Source organism: Bacillus sp. iso_77 (genome assembly GCF_056173625.1).
The window spans coordinates 2,930,160-2,949,632 of record NZ_CM149683.1; the positions used below are offsets into that span (position 1 = coordinate 2,930,160).

General features: G+C 42.8%; 25 protein-coding genes and 1 riboswitch. Of the genes, 4 read left to right on the forward strand and 21 right to left on the reverse strand.

The window, feature by feature from the left end; translation table 11 throughout:
- Positions 1-14 precede the first annotated feature (14 nt).
- From sufU to AC0VYC_RS15260, 18 genes are all read right to left on the reverse strand, one after another.
- Positions 15-461: a Fe-S cluster assembly sulfur transfer protein SufU gene (gene sufU / locus AC0VYC_RS15175; protein ID WP_008347017.1), complete on the reverse strand. Its 447-nt coding sequence runs from the start codon at positions 459-461 to the stop codon at positions 15-17.
- A complete protein-coding gene (locus AC0VYC_RS15180) occupies positions 451-1,671 on the reverse strand; it encodes a cysteine desulfurase (protein ID WP_008347019.1) in 1,221 nt (406 codons plus the stop codon). The genes sufU and AC0VYC_RS15180 overlap by 11 nt, the downstream gene beginning before the upstream one ends.
- The gene (sufD, locus tag AC0VYC_RS15185) at positions 1,671-2,984 is read right to left on the reverse strand and encodes a Fe-S cluster assembly protein SufD (RefSeq protein WP_041091866.1); all 1,314 of its coding nucleotides are present in this window, start codon (positions 2,982-2,984) and stop codon (positions 1,671-1,673) included. The genes AC0VYC_RS15180 and sufD overlap by 1 nt, the downstream gene beginning before the upstream one ends.
- A gap of 18 nt (positions 2,985-3,002) precedes the next feature.
- Positions 3,003-3,788 (reverse strand): Fe-S cluster assembly ATPase SufC, encoded by a 786-nt coding sequence (gene sufC / locus AC0VYC_RS15190; protein ID WP_007500355.1) that lies wholly within the window; start codon positions 3,786-3,788, stop codon positions 3,003-3,005.
- A gap of 211 nt (positions 3,789-3,999) precedes the next feature.
- Positions 4,000-4,137 carry a YuzK family famiily protein gene (locus tag AC0VYC_RS15195; RefSeq protein WP_162835676.1) on the reverse strand — a complete coding sequence of 46 codons (138 nt, stop codon included), beginning with the start codon at positions 4,135-4,137 and terminating at the stop codon, positions 4,000-4,002.
- Between the two features lie 215 nt (positions 4,138-4,352).
- Complete coding sequence (locus AC0VYC_RS15200) at positions 4,353-4,721, reverse strand: carboxymuconolactone decarboxylase family protein (protein ID WP_024719777.1); 369 nt, start codon at positions 4,719-4,721, stop codon at positions 4,353-4,355.
- Between the two features lie 309 nt (positions 4,722-5,030).
- Positions 5,031-5,852 carry a methionine ABC transporter substrate-binding lipoprotein MetQ gene (gene metQ, locus AC0VYC_RS15205; RefSeq protein WP_007500351.1) on the reverse strand — a complete coding sequence of 274 codons (822 nt, stop codon included), beginning with the start codon at positions 5,850-5,852 and terminating at the stop codon, positions 5,031-5,033.
- 14 nt (positions 5,853-5,866) lie between these two features.
- Positions 5,867-6,535: a methionine ABC transporter permease gene (locus tag AC0VYC_RS15210; RefSeq protein WP_025207943.1), complete on the reverse strand. Its 669-nt coding sequence runs from the start codon at positions 6,533-6,535 to the stop codon at positions 5,867-5,869.
- Positions 6,528-7,553 (reverse strand): methionine ABC transporter ATP-binding protein, encoded by a 1,026-nt coding sequence (locus AC0VYC_RS15215; RefSeq protein ID WP_427243809.1) that lies wholly within the window; start codon positions 7,551-7,553, stop codon positions 6,528-6,530. The genes AC0VYC_RS15210 and AC0VYC_RS15215 overlap by 8 nt, the downstream gene beginning before the upstream one ends.
- Positions 7,554-7,708: 155 nt before the next feature.
- A riboswitch (SAM riboswitch) is annotated at positions 7,709-7,817 on the reverse strand.
- Positions 7,818-7,919: 102 nt separating this feature from the next.
- Positions 7,920-8,261, reverse strand: a complete 342-nt coding sequence (locus AC0VYC_RS15220) for an SCP2 sterol-binding domain-containing protein (protein WP_008347033.1) — start codon at positions 8,259-8,261, stop codon at positions 7,920-7,922.
- Positions 8,262-8,381: 120 nt separating this feature from the next.
- Entirely contained in the window at positions 8,382-8,684 is a 303-nt protein-coding gene (locus tag AC0VYC_RS15225) for a thioredoxin family protein (RefSeq protein ID WP_007500346.1), read from the reverse strand.
- 11 nt (positions 8,685-8,695) lie between these two features.
- A complete protein-coding gene (locus AC0VYC_RS15230) occupies positions 8,696-9,040 on the reverse strand; it encodes a toprim domain-containing protein (protein ID WP_008347035.1) in 345 nt (114 codons plus the stop codon).
- Positions 9,041-9,167: 127 nt separating this feature from the next.
- Positions 9,168-9,404, reverse strand: a complete 237-nt coding sequence (locus AC0VYC_RS15235) for a YusG family protein (RefSeq protein ID WP_008347037.1) — start codon at positions 9,402-9,404, stop codon at positions 9,168-9,170.
- 44 nt (positions 9,405-9,448) lie between these two features.
- The gene (gcvH, locus tag AC0VYC_RS15240) at positions 9,449-9,832 is read right to left on the reverse strand and encodes a glycine cleavage system protein GcvH (RefSeq protein WP_008347039.1); all 384 of its coding nucleotides are present in this window, start codon (positions 9,830-9,832) and stop codon (positions 9,449-9,451) included.
- A gap of 66 nt (positions 9,833-9,898) precedes the next feature.
- Positions 9,899-10,255: an arsenate reductase family protein gene (locus tag AC0VYC_RS15245; RefSeq protein ID WP_008356673.1), complete on the reverse strand. Its 357-nt coding sequence runs from the start codon at positions 10,253-10,255 to the stop codon at positions 9,899-9,901.
- A gap of 110 nt (positions 10,256-10,365) precedes the next feature.
- Positions 10,366-12,147: an acyl-CoA dehydrogenase family protein gene (locus AC0VYC_RS15250; protein WP_251210442.1), complete on the reverse strand. Its 1,782-nt coding sequence runs from the start codon at positions 12,145-12,147 to the stop codon at positions 10,366-10,368.
- 14 nt (positions 12,148-12,161) lie between these two features.
- Positions 12,162-13,340, reverse strand: coding sequence for an acetyl-CoA C-acetyltransferase (locus tag AC0VYC_RS15255; RefSeq protein ID WP_039168145.1), 1,179 nt, complete (start codon positions 13,338-13,340; stop codon positions 12,162-12,164).
- A gap of 12 nt (positions 13,341-13,352) precedes the next feature.
- Complete coding sequence (locus AC0VYC_RS15260) at positions 13,353-15,740, reverse strand: 3-hydroxyacyl-CoA dehydrogenase NAD-binding domain-containing protein (protein WP_475388767.1); 2,388 nt, start codon at positions 15,738-15,740, stop codon at positions 13,353-13,355.
- Positions 15,741-15,939: 199 nt separating this feature from the next.
- On the opposite strand from AC0VYC_RS15260, the gene AC0VYC_RS15265 reads away from it, so the two are divergent.
- From AC0VYC_RS15265 to AC0VYC_RS15275, 3 genes are read left to right on the forward strand one after another with little or no spacing between them, the layout of a single operon-like run.
- On the forward strand, positions 15,940-16,077 hold the full coding sequence (locus tag AC0VYC_RS15265) for a YuzL family protein (protein ID WP_008347049.1): 138 nt from the start codon (positions 15,940-15,942) through the stop codon (positions 16,075-16,077).
- Between the two features lie 10 nt (positions 16,078-16,087).
- The gene (locus AC0VYC_RS15270; RefSeq protein WP_475390067.1) at positions 16,088-16,339 is read left to right on the forward strand and encodes a hypothetical protein; all 252 of its coding nucleotides are present in this window, start codon (positions 16,088-16,090) and stop codon (positions 16,337-16,339) included.
- A 12-nt stretch (positions 16,340-16,351) separates the two neighbouring features.
- Positions 16,352-16,699 carry a spore coat protein gene (locus AC0VYC_RS15275; protein WP_060832634.1) on the forward strand — a complete coding sequence of 116 codons (348 nt, stop codon included), beginning with the start codon at positions 16,352-16,354 and terminating at the stop codon, positions 16,697-16,699.
- A 31-nt stretch (positions 16,700-16,730) separates the two neighbouring features.
- On the opposite strand, the gene AC0VYC_RS15280 is transcribed toward AC0VYC_RS15275, so the two are convergent.
- The 3 genes from AC0VYC_RS15280 to AC0VYC_RS15290 all read right to left on the reverse strand — a co-directional run bounded on the left by AC0VYC_RS15280 (position 16,731) and on the right by AC0VYC_RS15290 (position 18,477).
- Complete coding sequence (locus AC0VYC_RS15280) at positions 16,731-16,982, reverse strand: YusU family protein (protein ID WP_017359282.1); 252 nt, start codon at positions 16,980-16,982, stop codon at positions 16,731-16,733.
- A 72-nt stretch (positions 16,983-17,054) separates the two neighbouring features.
- Positions 17,055-17,885 carry an ABC transporter ATP-binding protein gene (locus AC0VYC_RS15285; protein WP_008347057.1) on the reverse strand — a complete coding sequence of 277 codons (831 nt, stop codon included), beginning with the start codon at positions 17,883-17,885 and terminating at the stop codon, positions 17,055-17,057.
- A 145-nt stretch (positions 17,886-18,030) separates the two neighbouring features.
- Complete coding sequence (locus AC0VYC_RS15290) at positions 18,031-18,477, reverse strand: YusW family protein (protein WP_171465740.1); 447 nt, start codon at positions 18,475-18,477, stop codon at positions 18,031-18,033.
- A gap of 113 nt (positions 18,478-18,590) precedes the next feature.
- Here AC0VYC_RS15290 and AC0VYC_RS15295 point away from each other — a divergent pair, with 113 nt between their 5' ends.
- A complete protein-coding gene (locus AC0VYC_RS15295) occupies positions 18,591-19,433 on the forward strand; it encodes an SDR family oxidoreductase (RefSeq protein ID WP_475390069.1) in 843 nt (280 codons plus the stop codon).
- The last annotated feature ends 40 nt before the right edge of the window (positions 19,434-19,473 follow it).

The following is a 19,473-nucleotide window of genomic DNA, read 5'->3' on the forward strand; positions in this document are numbered from 1 at the left end:
TTTTCACTCCAATCTTATGATTTGCCGTTATCTTCGGCAGATGCGCCTTTTTCAAGCGCCTTCCAGGATAATGTTGCACATTTGATGCGCGCTGGGAATTTTGCGACTCCCTGCAGCGCCTCAATGTCACCAAGATCAATGGAATCGTCGTATTCTTTTCCTAGCATCATATCGGAGAAAATCTGAGACATTTTCAAAGCTGTTTCAATATCTTTCCCTTTAATCGCCTGCGTCATCATAGAGGCAGATGCCATCGAAATCGAGCATCCTTCTCCTTCAAATTTCGCATCGATGACTTTTTCGTCTTCGATTTTCATCGTGAGACGAATGCGGTCACCACACGTAGGGTTGTTCATATCGACGACAATGCTGTCGTTTAACACACCTTTGTTTCTCGGATTTTTATAATGATCCATAATCACTTGTCTGTACAGTGTGTCTAAGTTTACATTAAAAGACATTCGTAAAATACTCCTTTGTCTTACGGAGCGCTGCCATGAGCTCGTCAATCTCCTCTTCTGTATTGTACAGATAGAAGCTTGCTCTTGCAGTCGCTGATACACCAAGCCATTTCATGAGCGGCTGTGCACAGTGATGTCCAGCACGAATGGCGACACCTTCCGTATCTAGAACAGTTGAGGCATCATGAGGATGGACGTCGTCCAAGTTAAACGTCACAAGTCCAGCTCGGTGCTGCGGTCCGTAAACCGTGGCACCTTCAAGCTCCTTAAAGCGCTCAAGTGCATAAGTCGCAAGCTGATGCTCGTAACGGCTGACTTCCTCCATTCCGATGTCATTTAAGAAATCAATCGCTTTTCCGAGCCCAATTGCTCCTGCAATAATCGGTGTTCCCGCTTCAAATTTCCACGGCAGCTCTTTCCATGTAGAATCATATAGATCCACAAAGTCGATCATTTCACCGCCAAACTCAGCAGGCTCCATATTATTCAAAAGGTCCTTCTTCCCGTAAAGAACACCAATGCCAGTCGGTCCACACATTTTATGCCCAGAGAAGGCGAAAAAGTCGCAATCCAAGTCCTGAACATCAATTTGCATGTGCGGGGTGCTCTGGGCACCATCGACGACGATAATTGCACCGTGATCGTGAGCAATCTTTGCGATGTCTTTAATTGGGTTGATGGTTCCTAATACGTTTGAAACATGTGTGACAGCAACGATTTTCGTTTGATGTGTGATGGTTTGCTTCACATCTTCAAGCGACAGCGTGCCGTCTTCCTGTAACGGAATATATTTCAATGTGGCGCCAGTTGCTTTTGCTGCCTGCTGCCAAGGGATGATATTCGCATGATGTTCCATATGCGTAATGACGATCTCATCGCCTTCTTTGAGGTTTGCTCTTGCATAGCTGATTGCCACTGTGTTTAGTGCGGTTGTTGTACCTCTAGTAAAAATAATCTCCTGGACAGAAGAAGCACCAATGAATGCTCGAACTTTCTCTCTTGCACCCTCGTATGCGTCCGTTGCTTTTGTGCCAAGGGTATGAACACCCCGGTGGACGTTCGAGTTGTAAGACCGGTAATACTCATTCATTGCATCAATGACAACTCGTGGTTTTTGAGATGTCGCTGCACTGTCCAAATACACCAAATCATGTCCGTTCACTTGCTGATGAAGGATTGGAAACTGCTCACGAACGTCTTTGATATTCATTATTTTACTTTCCTTTCAATCACAGAAACGAGCTGCTTTTTAACTCCTTCAATCGGCAGTTCTTTGACGACTGGATTTAAGAAGCCATAAATGACAAGTCTTTCTGCATCTTCTTTGGAAATCCCACGGCTCATGAGGTAATAAAGTTGAATTGGATCAACACGCCCAACAGAAGCAGCGTGCCCTGCTGTTACATCATCTTCATCGATTAAAAGAATTGGGTTAGCGTCACCGCGTGCTTTCTCACTCAGCATGAGAACACGAGATTCTTGCTCTGCATTTGACTTCGTTGCGCCATGCTCGATTTTACCAATCCCGTTAAAGATAGAAGATGCTTGATCCTTCATGACACCATGCTTCAAGATATACCCTTCAGAGTTTTTACCGAAGTGGATGATGCTTGTTGTGAAGTTTTCCGTTTGATTCCCGCGGCCAACAACAACTGATTTTGTATCACCGAATGTACCGTCGCCCATAAGCTTCGTGATGTTTTCAGACACGACATCTCCATCATTCATCAGACCAAGCGCCCATTCGATTTTACTGTCACGACCATTTGCCATACCACGTCTATTCACATAGACTGTCACACCTTCTGCAAGGTTATCCACTGCACCGTAAGTGACGCGGGCATTTGCACCTGTGAAGACTTCAGACACGATATTGAAGATCGCTTCTTCTGGTGTTGCTGTACTGATGTAGTTTTCTACATATGTCACAGCACTATGATCGTCTGCTACAACGATGACATGGTTGAACAACGTTGTTTCGTCATTTTCATGAAGATAAACGGCTTGAATTGGGGCGTCAAGCTCTACGTTTTTCGGTACATAGAGGAAAGCTCCGCCATTCACTAAAGCAGCATGTAGAGCTGTTAGTTTGTGCTCATCCACTTTCACTGCATCTGTCATGAAATATTTCTTTACTAAGTCTCCATGTTCGCGAATCGCTGTATGGATATCAGTGAAGATCACGCCTTTGTCTTTTGCTTCTGTAGAAAGAGACAAGTATGCTGGCGTTTGATCACGCTGAATGTAGACTGTCTTATCTGTGTCCTCTAAATCAATAAGAGACTTCACTTCTTCAGGAAGCTCTTCTAAAGATCCAAATGGCGCACTTTCGACTGTATGCTGTTTGAAATTGGTTAAATTCCATTTAGAAATATTCGTTTTGTCAGGCTTTGGCATTGGAAGGTCTTCTGCTTTTTCAAGAGCCTGTAAGCGAAGGGAACTCATCCATGCCGGTTCCTGATGCTTCTCGGAGAAGCTTTTGACATAATCTTGATCTACTGATAATTTCGTTTCTAATGTCATCAATAATCCTCCTAACGCTTACGCTTCTTGACCAACAGTTTCGTCTTCAATTCCTAACTCTTTTTTAATCCAGTCATAACCTTCTGCTTCTAGACGCTGCGCGAGTTCTGGTCCGCCAGATTTCACAATACGTCCTTGCATCATGACATGAACATGATCTGGTGTGATGTAGTTCAATAAACGCTGATAGTGAGTGATCATTAAGCAGCCGAAGCTTTCGCCGCGCATTTTATTAATTCCTTTAGAAACAACTTTCAGCGCATCGATATCAAGACCAGAATCGATTTCGTCAAGAATGGCGATTTTTGGTTCAATCATCATTAATTGAAGAATTTCGTTGCGTTTTTTCTCCCCGCCTGAGAAACCTTCGTTTAGGTAGCGTTGTGCCATATCTGGGTCCATTTCAAGGAATTCCATGTTTTCGTCCATTTTGCGGATGAATTTCATGAGAGAGATTTCATCGCCTTCTTCTCTGCGTGCGTTAATAGCCGAACGAAGGAAGTCTGCATTTGTCACACCACTAATTTCAGATGGATATTGCATTGCAAGGAAAAGACCCGCTTGAGCGCGCTCATCTACTTCCATTTCAAGAACATCTTCGCCATCAAGCAAGATGCTGCCTTTTGTCACTTCATACTTAGGGTGGCCCATGATAGCAGCAGATAAAGTAGATTTACCTGTTCCGTTTGGTCCCATTACTGCGTGGAATTCTCCACCTTTTATTTCTAGGTTTACACCTTTTAAGATTTCTTTCCCTTCAATCTCAACGTGCAAGTCCTTAATTGTTAATGTCGAAGCAGTCATATATCGATACCTCCAAAATAATCATTATTCTCAATTTATTCTCATTCTAATTTTATAACAAATTAAAAGTGAATACAACACATTCACGACAAGCGTGAGAGGATGCTCTCAAAATTCTAACAAAAAATACAGGTAGATAAAAGGATTTATGTCGAAAAGACAGTTTTCATAAAGAAAGGACGGGAAACTATTCTCCCCGTCCCTTAGCTATTTAATAGCCTTGTATATTCATTTTTGCGAGCTGCCTTTTCTCATCTCGATAGGACTGCTCTCGTTTATATTCCACTTTCATCCTTAAGTCATGGTCTCTTTCGTACTCTGCATAGCTCATGCCATGAGCTTTATGCATGGCCTTTTCCATCTCGGCGGTATAATCCAATCCCAGTGTACTATGGTCCGAACAAATAATAAACCATTCCCTTCTTTGAGTGTAGCTTCATTGTATCAAAGGCACGCTGCTTCACTCAAAAGGGATATAACACGCTATGCTGGCATATTTTCTCACACAACCGGCTGAGAACGACTCAACTCCCTGAGATGGATAAATACCATCTTATCCTTCCCTTAATGCGTCTGTCCTCCAAATTCATCGATACATTGCTGAACAACTGTGATACCTTGACTTAGCGCAGCACCGCCGCCAAACGCTGTCGCCACACTGACGACCTCCAGCAAATTCTCTTCTGTTGCGCCTTGATCGAGTGCTCCCTTTGTATGATAGATCATGCAATATTCATCCTGTGCATGAATGCTGATGCCGAGGGCAATCATTTGTTTTTCTTTTTGTGTTAATGAATCGCTCTGAAAGCACTGCTCCGTAAATTCATTGAATTTCTTGCCAAACACCGGCATTTTCTTCTGAAATTCACCCATTGCCGTTTTATAATCCGTCAGTGATTGCTGCATCGATCCGCTCATATGTTGTTCATTCATCTTCATTCCATCCCTTCAGGTCATTTGTTCGTTTTTATTATGAGCGAGATTTGAAAAAATACACAAAAAAACCTCGCTTTCATGAAAGCGAGGTTGCAGATGATTGACAAAGGGCTAAAATGATCTTTATTTTAGCCCTTTGTCTTCTTTTTTCAGCGTGATAGAAAACCTTTGCAGTCTAGGAAGGGCGAGTACCGGAGCAGAGCGAATTTGACATTCGTGAGCACCGGAGCGCAGACCTGACAACGAATGCGAGGGTTTGTCTACAAGTTGAAACCTCGCTTTGATGAAAACGAGGTTTACAAGTTGTTATTCAGATACAGGCAATACTGCACCATCATACTTTTTGTCGATGAATTCTTTGATTTTATCAGAGTGAAGAACTTCCATTAATACCTTGATCTTCTCTGATTTTTCGTCACCTTTGCGAACAGCGACGATGTTTGCATATGGGTTATTTTTCGTTTGCTCAAGTTCAATTGAATCTTTTTTCGGATTCAATTTATTTTGGATCGCATAGTTAACGTTGATAAATACTGCATCGCCTTCACTGTTTTCATAAGCTTTCGCTGTTAGTTCAGGAGCGATTTTTTTGAATTTTAGGTTCTTCGGGTTTTCTTTGATGTTTTTGACTGTTGCGTTGATTGTATCTACTTTTGGATCAAGCTTGATCACACCAGCATTTTGTAATAGGGCAAGCATACGTCCTTGCTCAGCTACGTTGTTTGTCATGATGATCGTGCCGCCGTTTGGAATATCTTTTACTGATTTGTATTTCTTAGAGTAGATACCGAAAGGCTCAAGGTGAACGGCACCAGCACTCACTAAGTTGTAATCTTTGTTTGATTTATTTTCTTCGTTTAAGTAAGGGATATGTTGGAAAAAGTTCGCATCCACTTCTTTTTCAGCTAATGCTTTGTTGTACATTTTATAATCGCTCAGTACTTTCACTTTTAGATCGTAGCCTTTTTCTTTTAGAAGTGGTTTTGCTTCTTCAAGAATCTCGGCATGTGGTGTTTTTGAAGCGGCAACCGTGATGGTTTTGTTATCGCTTGCGTTATTTGATGAACCGCACGCAGCTAAAATGCCTGCAAATGCTAGAAATAGTGCACTTAAAATCAATTTCTTCATGAATAATTCCTCCCTTAACGTTTATCAATTTTATTTGTAATCAAATCACCGATTATTTGAATGATAAAGACGATGATCAGAATAAACACAGTGGCTACAAGTGTGACATCTGTATTACCAGATTGGTATCCTTCCACATAAGCAAGGTCACCAAGTCCGCCTGCTCCAATTGCTCCTGCAATCGCAGTAGAGCCAATCAGAGCAATCGCTGTTACGGTAATACCTGAAATAAGGGCTGGCAATGATTCTGGCAGCAATACTTTGAAAATGATTGTTGACGTTTTCGCTCCCATAGATCGTGCTGCTTCAATGACTCCTTTGTCTACTTCACGCAGTGCAATTTCAACAAGACGTGCGTAGAAAGGAGCTGAGCCAATGACAAGGGCTGGTAATGCTGCATTTGGGCCTAATATCGTGCCCATAATTAGTTTAGTAAATCCTAATAATAGAATGATTAATATGATAAAGGGAATCGATCTGAAAATGTTGACGACTGCGCCGATAACAGCATTAATTGGTTTGTTTTCCCACAAACCGCCTTTACTTGTCAAAAAGAGCAGCAGCCCAAGGATGATGCCGATAGCAAAAGCAAACGCTAATGCAATGAGTGTCATATAGACCGTTTCACCCGTCGCGTTCCAAATAACCTCTAGATCAACGTTCGGAAACCATTTCTCAAACATGTGTCATCACCTCGATTTCAACCTGTTTGCTTTGGATATAGGCGATGGCTTTTTCAACTTCGTTCTCGTCTCCATTTATATGGATAAAGAGTGTTCCAAACGCGCCTTCCTGCGTTTGAGAAATCTTTCCTTGCAGGATGTTCACATCGACCTTGAAGGATCGAATGATTTCCGTGATCAGCGGCTGTTCGGCAGAATCTCCGATAAAGGACAACCGGACGACCTGACCTTCTTTTACTCTCTCTAGGACGTGCTCGATCGTTTCTTTTGCTTCTTCTGGTTCAGCAAGCTGTTTCACGAATCGTTTCGTCATTTCTTCTTTCGGCTGTCTGAAGACACGTAATACTTCGCCTTCTTCGACAATACGGCCATTCTCCATCACCGCCACACGGTGACAAATTTTGCGAATGACATGCATTTCATGTGTGATCAATACAATGGTGAGTCCTAGTCGTTTATTAATATCGGCTAAAAGCTCAAGGATGGAATCTGTTGTTTGTGGATCAAGAGCAGATGTCGCTTCGTCACATAGCAGAACTTTTGGGTCATTCGCTAATGCTCTCGCAATCCCTACACGCTGCTTTTGCCCGCCGCTGAGCTGAGAAGGATAGGCATTTTCTTTTCCTTCTAAACCGACCAATTTAATCAGTTCGTTTGCACGAGCTCTCCGTTTTGACGTTGGTACACCTGCGATCTCGAGCGGGAACATAATATTTTGTCTCACTGTTCTTGACCAGAGCAAGTTAAAGTGCTGGAAAATCATGCTGATTTCTTGTCTTGCTTTCCGAAGTTTCGTATTCGATACTTCATTGATTCGGTTGCCTGCCACTTCAACGATTCCTTCTGTTGGCATCTCCAGACCGTTTAATAGGCGAATCAGGGAACTTTTCCCTGCGCCGCTATACCCGATAATTCCGAATATTTCACCTTTATCGATATCCAAGTTGACGTCTTTCACGGCATCAACATTTCCGCTTTTTGAATGATACGTTTTTGATACATTCTGTAAATGGATCACAGTCTGTTCACCTGCTTTCTTGCTGAATCTATAGGTTGCCATCACATACGTTCATTTATTCTTCCGACTGTTATGACGCTAGCCTGACGTAAGGTCAGTAAAAAAGACCTAACTGCAACGCAAGCAGAAAGGCCTTTTATATCAAATACGCCTTTCTCTCATCTTTCAAAGCATTGCGGCTTTGAGTGAATTGGCACCAATTTCAGCTATGCTGACGGTTGCCGGGTTTCATAGGGCACGTCCCTCCACCTCTCTTAATAAGAGAAAATATGTTGTTTTATGTGATGTTCATGTTTTTACTAACGTAGAATATCATGCTATCTGAGATATGTCAACGCTGTAAATCGCTAATTTCCAAGTAAACGACTACGTTATCATTTTTCGAAAAAAACCGTTCGTCAGCCAAAGTACTGCTTCTAGTCGAAGAAGTGCTCGAAATGAGCCTTTCACTTTCACTTGTCCTCTGCTGATCAGCTGCTGTAAGGACATGTCTCCATCTAATAATTGCAAAATCTCTTTTCGCTCACCATAAAAGATGAGATCCGATAACTCAATTGCAGGTAGTTTCTTCACTTCACCACGTTCATCCACAATCAATGTACAAGAGTCCGTTTCCGCCTCAAATGTAATCTTCAAGGATGATGATGAGAGCAACGGCTTTAACAATAATCGCTGCCCTGCACTTCCATGGGCTTTCACATTTTCCACATGTATAACCTCCCTGTCATTTGGTTATACATAACATTTCTCTACAAACATCGGCTTGTCCTTTATAAATAGCTCGACAAATTTTCAAATGAATTGCTTGAAATATGACAAAAAACCGCTTTATTTAGCGGTTTCAATCATTTCGTGAAGATATGGAACGGAGTGAAAGGCATAGCCTTTTTGCACGATTTCACCCTTTTTAAACAGGAGAAAGCAAGGGACACTTTCGATCTCAAATGCTTTCGCAAAACTTGGCGAGTAATTTAAGTTATTCTCATAAAAAGGAACTTCCGGCTGCATGGCATCAACCACTGCCAGCATCTTCTTTGCCAGCTGGCATGTTCCGCAAAATGGTGTATATAAGTACAAAAGAAATAAATCGTCCTCTATCTCCTTGAATTCATGCTCTTCTATCTCTTTCATATACGTCACCCTTATAAATATTTCGAATGAACATCAATGTTTGCAGCTAATAGAATAGATGCAATGTGGGCTGACGGTGAAGCGGCCACTTCGCGGTACGTTCTGTCGACAAAAAGATGCAGTGCTTCAGGGAATTCTTTTCGAAATTGCTTCCGCAGTTTGTCGCCAGCATCGTCACTGTCTGCTAATATGTAAACGTCTTTCCCGAATAAATCGTCCACAAGCTGATCCAGCTTCGATGTACTGATCGTGCCATTGGTGCAAATGATGGTAACAGGTTCACTTATGACTTCTTTTAGCTTCTGTTTATCTGATTTACCTTCTACAATGATGACCTTTTCTATCTCGACATTCATCACGATCACCCGGCCCTTTTGACGTTGATTCACTTCTTCCTTAGATTACAATCTTTCATTCAGGTTGTAAAGATTGGGCAATTGATCAACAAAAAGGCTGCAGCACTCACTGCAGCCTTATCTGTGATCAGCACCAGCCATTTTCATCGTCACAGTCTACATATTTTTCAGTCCCATGGGTCAATGTATCTGACAGACGATAAAAACGGTTTTGATCATAGGAATAACCTGATTTTAATTCATATTGATTTTCACTAATCATCGTGCCAATCTCTTCGTTTTGATGGTAAAGCACCATGCCGCTCTCTTTGAATCGTCCAGTGACATGCTCTGTTATATCCACCTGTTCTTTTTGAAAAGACAAATTGGACACCCCCCATAAAGGTAGAGTGTCCAATTTCACATGAATTAGTCTTCTTTTGTCATTTCTTCATATTGCTCAGCTGTCATTAAGTTCTCGATTTCAGATGCATCCGCTGGCTCTACTACGATCATCCAAGCTTTTTCGTATGGAGAGTCGTTGACGAACTCTGGGCTGTCATCAAGCTCATCGTTTACTTCAACGATTGTGCCGTTAATCGGTGCGTATAGTTCAGAAACTGTTTTGACTGATTCTACACTTCCGAAAGGCTCGTCCGCTGTAATTTTGTCTCCTACTTCAGGAAGCTCAACGAACACGATATCGCCTAGCTCAGATTGAGCAAAATGCGTAATACCGATACGCACCTTATCTCCTTCTACTTTGACCCATTCGTGTTCTTCTGAATAACGTAAATCTTTTGGTGTGCTCATTTCATACCCCTCCAGTCTTTTCTTACAATCTATATTGAAGATACCACAATCTGAATGAAAGTTACATCATTTCCAGACGCTTTTAAATGTATCTTCATTAAATCCAACTGTCACTCGTTTGCCGTCTGTTGTAATTGGACGCTTGATTAGCATTCCGTTAGACGCAAGTAATTCAAGCTGCTCGTCCTCTGACATTGCAGGAAGTTTATCTTTCAGCTGCAGCTCTCTGTATTTCTGACCGCTCGTATTAAAAAATTTCTTCAGCTCTAAACCGCTTTTTTCGTAAAGGGCTTTTAATGTTTCTTTATCAGGCGTCTCTTCGACGATATGTATGCTGTTGATGTCTTTATTGTGTTCTTCCAGCCATTTCTTTGCTTTTCGGCATGTACCGCAAGATGGGTATTCGTAAAAATCTAAAGCCACCATTTTCACCTCCTGCAAATAGTGACAACATTTTATCACAAAACATATGAAAAACCTAAATGTATGCTTACAAAAAGGTGCGACATGATATCCGCACCTTTTAAGCCGTCTTATACGATATATTTCTCTGCTTCAAAGATTCGTTTCGCCACCTCACGCTTTTTCGCGATGACATTCATTGGCGTGAATCTTGTCAGCTTGCGAAGGGCTGACAGACTCATACGGAGTGAATCTCCTTCTTCCATGGCAATCAATGATTCTTTCGCATGAGCTTCAATTTTTAAAAAGGCTTCCTGCGTGAAAATTTGTGTATACGCAAGCTTTTGTGCATTTTTTTCTGTGCCTGATGCTGCGATTGCTTTTTCCGTACGCAAGACCGCCGACTCAGCAGCAAAGAGTTCATTGACGATATCTGCTATATTCACAAGGATTTCTTGCTCTTTGTCTAATGCTTTCCCATATTTCATCGCCGCCATTCCAGATACCATCAAGGCGATCTTTTTCGCATGGGCAAGTAAGTATTTCTCTTGATCAAGCGGCTGATCACCCGGCTCTTCCGGCATCATCATCATTAGCTCTTCCTGTAGGGTTTGCGCTTTTTGAAGAAGCGGAAGCTCTCCTTTCATCGCTTTCTTCAAGAAGGTGCCTGGCACAAGCAATCGGTTAATTTCATTCGTTCCTTCAAAAATACGGTTAATTCGTGAGTCGCGATAGGCTCTTTCGACTTCGTATTCTTGCATGAAACCATATCCGCCGTGAATCTGCACACCTTCATCCACAATGTAATCGAGCGTTTCAGAGCCAAGCACTTTACAAAGAGAGCATTCAATCGCATATTCTGCAATGGATTGCGCAATTTGTTTCCCATCCTTTTGCTCCTCGTCACTTAACAGACCCATTCTTTGTTCAAATAACCCGACTGTGCGGTATACAGCACTTTCCATGGCATAAAGCTTTGCCGACATGTTGGCTGCTTTTTCGCCAATTAAGCTAAATTGAGAAATTGGTGTTTTAAACTGCTTACGCTGATTGGCATACTCTGCCGATAATTGAATGACTCGTTTTGATGCACCGATTGTCCCTACAGCCAGTTTATAGCGTCCAATATTCAAAATGTTAAAGGCAATGACATGACCTCTGCCTGCTTCACCAAGCAAATTCTCCTTTGGCACTTCGGCATCTTCAAGGATTAACGTTCTCGTCGAGGACCCTTTAATGCCCATCTTTTTCTCTTCAGGTCCTGTTTTGACTCCAGGAAAATCCTTTTCTACGATGAAAGCAGAGAAGTGTTCACCATCAATCTTCGCATACACGACAAACACATCGGCAAATGCGGAGTTTGTGATCCATTGTTTTTCCCCATTGAGGACATAATGTGTTCCAGCTTCATTCAGGACTGCCGTTGTTTTCGCACCTAGCGCATCAGAACCTGACCCTGGCTCTGTTAGGGCATATGCCGCAATTGTTTCTCCAGAGGCGAGTCCTGGCAGGTACTTTTCCTTTTGCGCTTGATTGCCGAATAGCACGATCGGCAAAGAACCGATCCCGACATGGGCGCCGTAAGAAAGAGAGAAGCTGCCTGCTCTTGCAAATTTTTCAGTAATGATGGCTGAGCTGATTTTATCTAGCCCAAGCCCGCCAAATTCCTCAGGAACATCCGCACCAAGCAGGCCAAGCTCTCCAGCCTTTTTCAAGAGACGAACAGAATGCTCGAATTCATGATTTTCAATTTGATCGATGTGCGGAACGACATCTTGTAAAATGTAATCTTCTGTTGTTTTCCCGATCATTTGATGTTCATCAGAGAAATCCTCTGGTGTAAAGATATGCTCATAATTCGTCTCATCAATTAAGAAACTGCCACCCTTTTTTACTTCTTCCATTGCTTTCATCCTGTTTTCCCCCTTTAGATCAATTCAAAAATGCCTGCTGCTCCCATGCCCCCGCCGATACACATCGTCACAATACCAAATTGTTCATTTCGCCGTTTCATTTCATGAATGAGGGACAGCGTGAGTTTCGTTCCTGTACAGCCTAGCGGATGTCCTAATGCAATGGCGCCGCCGTTGACATTTACCTTCTCTTCATCGATCCCTAAATGACGAATGACTTGAATCGCCTGAGAAGCAAATGCTTCATTTAATTCAAACAGCCCGATGTCCTTCAGCTCTAGACCAGCGATTTTCAGCGCACGCGGAATGGCTTCAACCGGCCCAATTCCCATGACTTCAGGTGGTACACCACCAACAGCAAACGCTCTGAACTTGGCGAGCGGCTGAAGAGAAAGAGAAGATGCTTTTTCGCGATCCATCATCATGACACATGCCGCTCCATCACTCGTCTGCGAAGAGTTTCCTGCAGTCACTGTGCCTTTTGTTGAGAAGGCAGGTCGTAACGTTGAGAGAACCTCCTCTGTTGTGCCCGCTCTGACACCTTCATCTTGTGAGAACGTAAATTGGCGTTCTTCTAGTTGATGATTCTGCTCTCCTACCCGTCTTTCTGTCACATCAACGGGAACAATTTCATCTGAAAATTTCCCTTCTTGAAGTGCCTTTGCTGCCTTTTGATGGCTCCTCACCGCAAAAGCATCTTGATCTTGCCGTGTGACCTGATACTTTTGCGCCACTTGCTCCGCTGTGTGGCCCATGCTCATATAGTATTCAGGCGCTTGCTCTGCCAAAAGAGCGTTTGGACGAATGGAGTGACCCATCATTGGGACTTGCGACATCGATTCGACGCCTCCGGCCAAAATGGTTTCTGCCTGCCCAAGCATAATTCGTTCACCTGCATAAGCAATTGACTGCAGACCAGAAGAGCAATAGCGGTTAATGGTAATAGCAGGTACTGTATATGGCAAACCTGCTAATGCCCCAATATTCCGGGCCACATTTAGCCCTTGCTCTGCTTCTGGTGTCGCACATCCGATGATTAAATCATCGATTGTTCCATCATAATCACCGGCACGCTTTAGCGTTTCTTTTACACACAATGCGCCCATATCATCAGGTCTGACATGTTTTAATGATCCTTTTTTGGCTTTCCCTACTGGTGTTCTTGCGCCAGCTACAATCACTGCTTCTCTCATTTTGACTCCCCCCTAGTTACGTAAAGGTTTTCCTTTAACGAGCATGTGCTGCATGCGTGCCTGAGATTTGACTTCCCCTACAAGACTTAAAAAGGCTTCTCTTTCAAGCTCTAATAAGTATTGTTCATCCACCTCTGTACCAAATGGCAATTTGCCGCCAGAAATGACATGTGCTAGTTTTTTCGCAATGGTCATGTCATGGTCTGAAATGTATCCAGACAATCTCATGTTTTCAGCAGCCAGCACCATTGCTGCGTAGCCTGTTTCCCCCATCACGGGCACCTTTCGCTTCAGCGGTGCACGATAACCCGCTTCATCAAGAGAAAGAACGAGTTGTTTCGCATCATGGATTAAATGATCACCATTCATGCTGATCCGGTCATTCACTCGGAGCATCTTCATATCACGCGCTTCCTCTGCTGATGTAGATACCTTTGCCATCGCAATGGCTTCAAAGGTTTGTAGCGTAGCATCTTGGATCGCAGTTGCTGATGGCTTTTCCGCTCCTTGCAGATGGCGAATATAGAGTTCTTTGTTTCCGCCTCCGCCCGGTATGAGTCCGACCCCCGCTTCGACAAGCCCCATATACGTTTCACTGGACGCTTGGATAGCGGCTGCTGGTAGACAAAGCTCCGTCCCTCCGCCAAGTGTCATACCAAATGGTGCAGCCACAACTGGACGGTCACTATACTTCACCTTCATCATCGCCTGCTGGAACCTGCGAATGACAAAATCAATTTCAAAGAAGTTGTCGTCCTGTGCTTCCATTAAAATTAAGGCGAGATTCGCACCAACACAGAAGTTCTTTCCTTGGTTACCGATGACCAGCCCTTTATAATTCTTTTCCGTTTCATCTACAGCACGGTTGATCATATCAATGACATCAAGCCCAATGGCATTACTTTTCGAATGAAATTCAAGCAAGGCAACATCATCCCCGATATCGATCAAGCTTGCACCCGTATTTTTAAAAATGACATCGTGTTTCTTTTTCAATCTAGCTAACGACATATTCTTGTCGTTTCCCTTTTCCTGTTCATAAGCACCATTCTGATAAAATGCACGGTCTCCTTCGGCATTTTCTTGATAGAATGTGTCATGTCCTTCTGAAAGCATATCTTGCACCCACGACGGGATGCTGTGCCCTTCCGCTTCCATTCGACTGACGGCTTTTTTCACGCCAATCGCATCCCACAGCTCGAACGGGCCATGCTGCCAGCCAAATCCCCATTTCATGGCGTTATCGATGGACTGAATATCATCCGCAATGTCGCCTTTTAGTTGAGCTGAATAAAGAAGAACAGGTGCGGTCATATTCCAAAGCAATTGCCCAGCACGGCCATCTTGATAAATAAGCGCTTTCAATTTCGCTTTTGTCCCCTTTTGCTGCTTGGCAATGTCAATGCCCGGATCCTTCAGCTTTGTCCGTTCTCCGTATGTGAGTGTGACAGGATCAAGCTCTAAAATGGTCTTTCCGTTTTTTTGATAAAATCCTTGCCCTGCTTTGCTGCCGATCCACCCTTTTTCGAGCATTCTTTCCATAAACTCAGGCAGCTGAAAAATATCTTTTTCCTTTCCTTCTACCTGTTCATACACATTGCGGGCTACATGAGAAAATGTGTCGAGTCCCACCACATCAAGTGTGCGGAAGGTCGCACTTTTCGGTCTGCCAATGAGTGGACCTGTAACAGAATCGACCTCTCCGATCGTGTATTTGTTCTCAAGCATTTCACGCACTGTGACAAGAAGCCCATAAGTGCCAATTCGGTTGGCAATAAAGTTCGGTGTATCTTTTGCTTCGACCACACCCTTGCCAAGTACATCTTCACCAAATGTTTTCATATATGAGAGTACTTCTGGATCTGTTTCTTGAATAGGAATTACTTCTAACAGCTTTAAATAACGAGCTGGGTTAAAAAAGTGAGTGCCTAAAAAGTGGCGTTTAAAATCAGCTGATCGGCCTTCTGCCATTTTTTCAACAGAAATACCGGATGTATTGCTGGATACGATGCTGCCTTCTTTGCGGTGTTCGTCGATGAGAGAGAATACGTGTTGTTTAATGCTGAGCTTTTCAGTGACGACTTCAATGATCCAGTCAGCATCGTGTAATAAGGAAAGGTGATCTGTGAGATTTCCGGGTGTGATGTATGATAGGTTTTTGGCTGAAGTAAGAGGTGCTGGCTTTTGCTTTAACAATTTTTTCATTGCGTCTTGGCTTAATCTATTCCGAACACTAGGGTGATCAAGCGTTAGCTTTTTTGCCGTTTCTTCCTTTGTCAGTTCATGTGGCACAATATCTAGCAATGTTACTGGTATCCCGATATTGGCTAGATGTGCAGCAATGCCTGAGCCCATGACACCTGAACCAATGACAGCCGCCTTGCGAATATGTTTGCCCATAAATATCCCCCTAAACATTTTGAATGAACAGTCATTCATTTTTTGTCCAAAAAAAAGCAATGCCTCTTTCTTTATCTTAAAAGATTTTCCGAAACAGTTCAATAGCAGATTTCAAAAATTTACACATTCTCATGCGTCTTTCTTTACAGCGTATGAATTAAAGACGAGGGGGAATTGTAAGAATGGAGGTGATGTCCACATGTCTCGTTTGCAAAAGAACCCATCAAAAGCAGGCGTAAGTGCTGCAAGTGTGAAAGGAAACGCAGGTCCATCACAAGAAGCAGACCTAGGTGGTAAAAAGACCAGTCAAAATCAGCAATATAAAAAGAAATCGTAAGGAGGAACACATCTTGAACAACCAGCAAATTAATATGCCCCCACAGGTGATTTCAGTAAAAGATTCCTTGTACCTAGAGGATATGCTGAACTGGAATTTGATCGCGATGAAAAAGGCCCACTTTATGGCCGAGCATTGTCAGGATCAAACATTGAAACAAGAACTCAATCAAGTTGGTCAAATGCACCATCAGCATTACACACAAATACTTCAACATTTAGGCAGCTCAGGGCAAGGCCAGTCTTCTGGCTTTATGCAATAGGAGGTAACAGACATGGAACAGCAAAACCAACAAAAAATCGGGAATCCACAAACGCCGGTTCCAACAACGACAAACATGAACGATCGCGACTTTGTCACAGACCTTTTGTCGACTGAAAAATATATGACAAGCGGATATAACACAGCGCTCAATGAATTCAGCCATGAATCTCTTTACCAAGATATTCAGCGAATTGCGCTAGAAACACAAAAAACGCAAAGACATTTATATGATGTCATGTTCCAATATGGCTGGTACTCTGTCGAAGCAGCTGACCAGCAGAAGCTCCAGCAGGCACATCAGAAGTTCCAGCAAACACTGACAGATCAATCACCGTACGGATCATCACCCATGTCATAAAGAAAAACTGCCAGCTCGTACTGGCAGTTTTTTAACGGTCTTTATTGGCACGATGAGCTTCATTTAATTGCTTGATCCGCTGAATCGTTTCTTTGATGTCTTCTTTTGCCTCTGGATACGTGTCATTAAAATGCTTGGCTAAAGGCGGCATGCTTTTGGCAATATGAGAATAGATGATCCACTGCGAGACATCTCTTTTCAGTTCCTCATTCGTTTCACCAAGCAGCAGCTCTGTATATTTATCAAGCAGGCCTTCGAGCTTTTCATCTAATTCATTTCCCATTTGTATTCCGCTCCTTTTTTCAGAAAAAAGCCTGACTCTGCGTGTAACAGATTTCAGGCTTTTCACATACGATTATCTTGCAGCAAGAAATGTCTCAGCTTGTGCCTGTTGGACAATACAGCGTCCTCTGCCGTGCGGAATACATAACGGTGTTCCGAATAAAGGATCTGTTGTTACTTGGCAGTTCATATCAAAGACATTTTTCACAAGATCACAGTTAATGACAGTTTCCGGTCTTCCTTCTGCATAAATTGACTTGTCTTTAATGGCCACAAGGTGATGCGCATATCTGCAAGCGAGATTGAGGTCATGCAGAACCATGACAATCGTGCGCTGCTCTTTTTCATTTAAATCAAAAAGAAGATCCAGGATTTCAATTTGGTGCGTCATGTCTAAATACGTTGTTGGCTCATCTAATAGAATAATATCCGTCTCCTGTGCCAATGTCATCGCAATCCATGCACGCTGCCTTTGTCCACCTGATAATGAATCAACCGTTCGATCAGCAAGGTCTTCCATCTTCGTTGACTTCAGTGCACGATTTACCGCTTCTTCATCTTGCTTTGACCATTGCTTCAGCCAATTTTGATAAGGATATCGCCCTTGCTTGACGAGTTGATGTACCGTTAACCCTTCTGGCGCTTCCGGTCCTTGCGGAAGAATGGCGAGCTGTTTCGCCACTTCCTTTGTTGGTAATTTGGCAATGGAATGACCTTCAAGCAGGACAGAACCACCCATTGGCTTCATGAGACGGGCCAAAGAGCGAAGTAGCGTGGATTTACCGCATCCATTGCTGCCAATAAATACTGTGATTTCACCCTTAGGGATCGATACATTTAGTTCGTCTATGATCATTGTTTCTCCGTAGCCTAAGCTTAAACCTTCAGTAGAAATGGCACTCATTCCGCTCAAACGCTCCTTTTCTCATCCAAATTTTTTATATTGAATATCGTCTATGTAGACGTCAAAGATCACTTATCTCAATTTAGTGTATCAGATTTAAGTGATCTTGAAAATCATTTTCAATTAAAAAATGAGAAAGTCTCGTTTACTTTTTCTTTTCGAATGCACGTTTTGTCCCATCTTCGAGCTTGATATCGACTCGTATCCGCTGATAATCATCATCTAAATTAAAAGCAGATAATAATTCATTGACATATGTTTCATTCAGCTTTGCACTAGGAATCGACATATCATTGAGCTTCATCTTCATTTCACGTAAAGCTTCTTCCCCTTCATAGCGAACACCATTCATATGATCTCGAATTAGTGCTTCTTCTCTTCCACCAGCTTGACGATAGGTGGCTTCATATAATTCGCTTTTTTGTCCATATTGTACATGCAATTGCAAATGCTGAAATGGCAGTTCCTTCATTTGAACAGCTGACAGACTTTCAGCTTCTGCTTCATGTGGATGTTGTATTGGTTCGATTGAACGACAGCCAGACAGCATAAAGAACAGCACTCCTAGCAGTCCCGCCTTCTTCCAGCACATCATGTATTTCCTCCTATTTCATAGCATCGTTTTTTATTCTTCTCCAAGCCCCTTTTCGTTATTCAATAAAACAGCAGACTATGATAGATTAAAACAAAAAGGAGAACCGGATGATGAATAAAACAGCCATTGTGACTGGTGCCAACAGCGGTTTCGGAAAGCTCATCACATTGCGTCTTGCTCAGCAAGGGTACACTGTGATTGCTGGCGTAAGACAGGAGACCAATGCGAAAAAGCTTTCCGAAGAAGTAAAGAACGCCGCTTTATCCGAATCGATACATATTGAAGCATTAGATGTGACAGATACACAGTCCATTCAAGCATTTCAGAAAAGGCTTAATGCCTATGCTCCCATTCACCTGCTTGTGAACAATGCGGGAACGGCCTATGCTGGTTTTGCTGAAGAGGTGCCTGTTGATCAGTACCGAGAGCAATTTGAAGTGAATGTCTTTGGTGTGATGGAAATGACACAAGCAGTCCTTCCGTTGATGACGAGCGGTGCAAAAATATTGAATATGAGCAGTATCAGCGGACTCATGGGAATGCCCGCACTCTCTCCATATGTATCGTCAAAGTTTGCGCTAGAGGGCTATACAGAGAGTTTGCGAATTGAGCTGGCTGCGTTTGGCATTCAGGCCGCTTTGATTGAGCCGGGTTCTTTCCAAACGAACATTTGGAACACCTCCATGAATGAGCAAATGACACCACCCGCAGCAGGTTCTAAATACACAACTATTTATGAAAACATGATGTCCTATATAGAGGCGCAAAAAAACAACTATGGAGATCCCGGCGAAGTTGCAGAGCTTGTGGTTTCGCTTGCAGAGAAGAAGCGGCTAAAGAAGCTAAGGTATCTTGTCGGGAAAGGTGTTCGGCTTTCATTCATAGCAAAGCAGCTCTTGCCTTGGAATGTATGGGAAAACATTATTTTACGGACACTATCTTCAAAAAAATAGACACAAAAAAACAGGTGGATCGATTATCCACCTGTCAGCG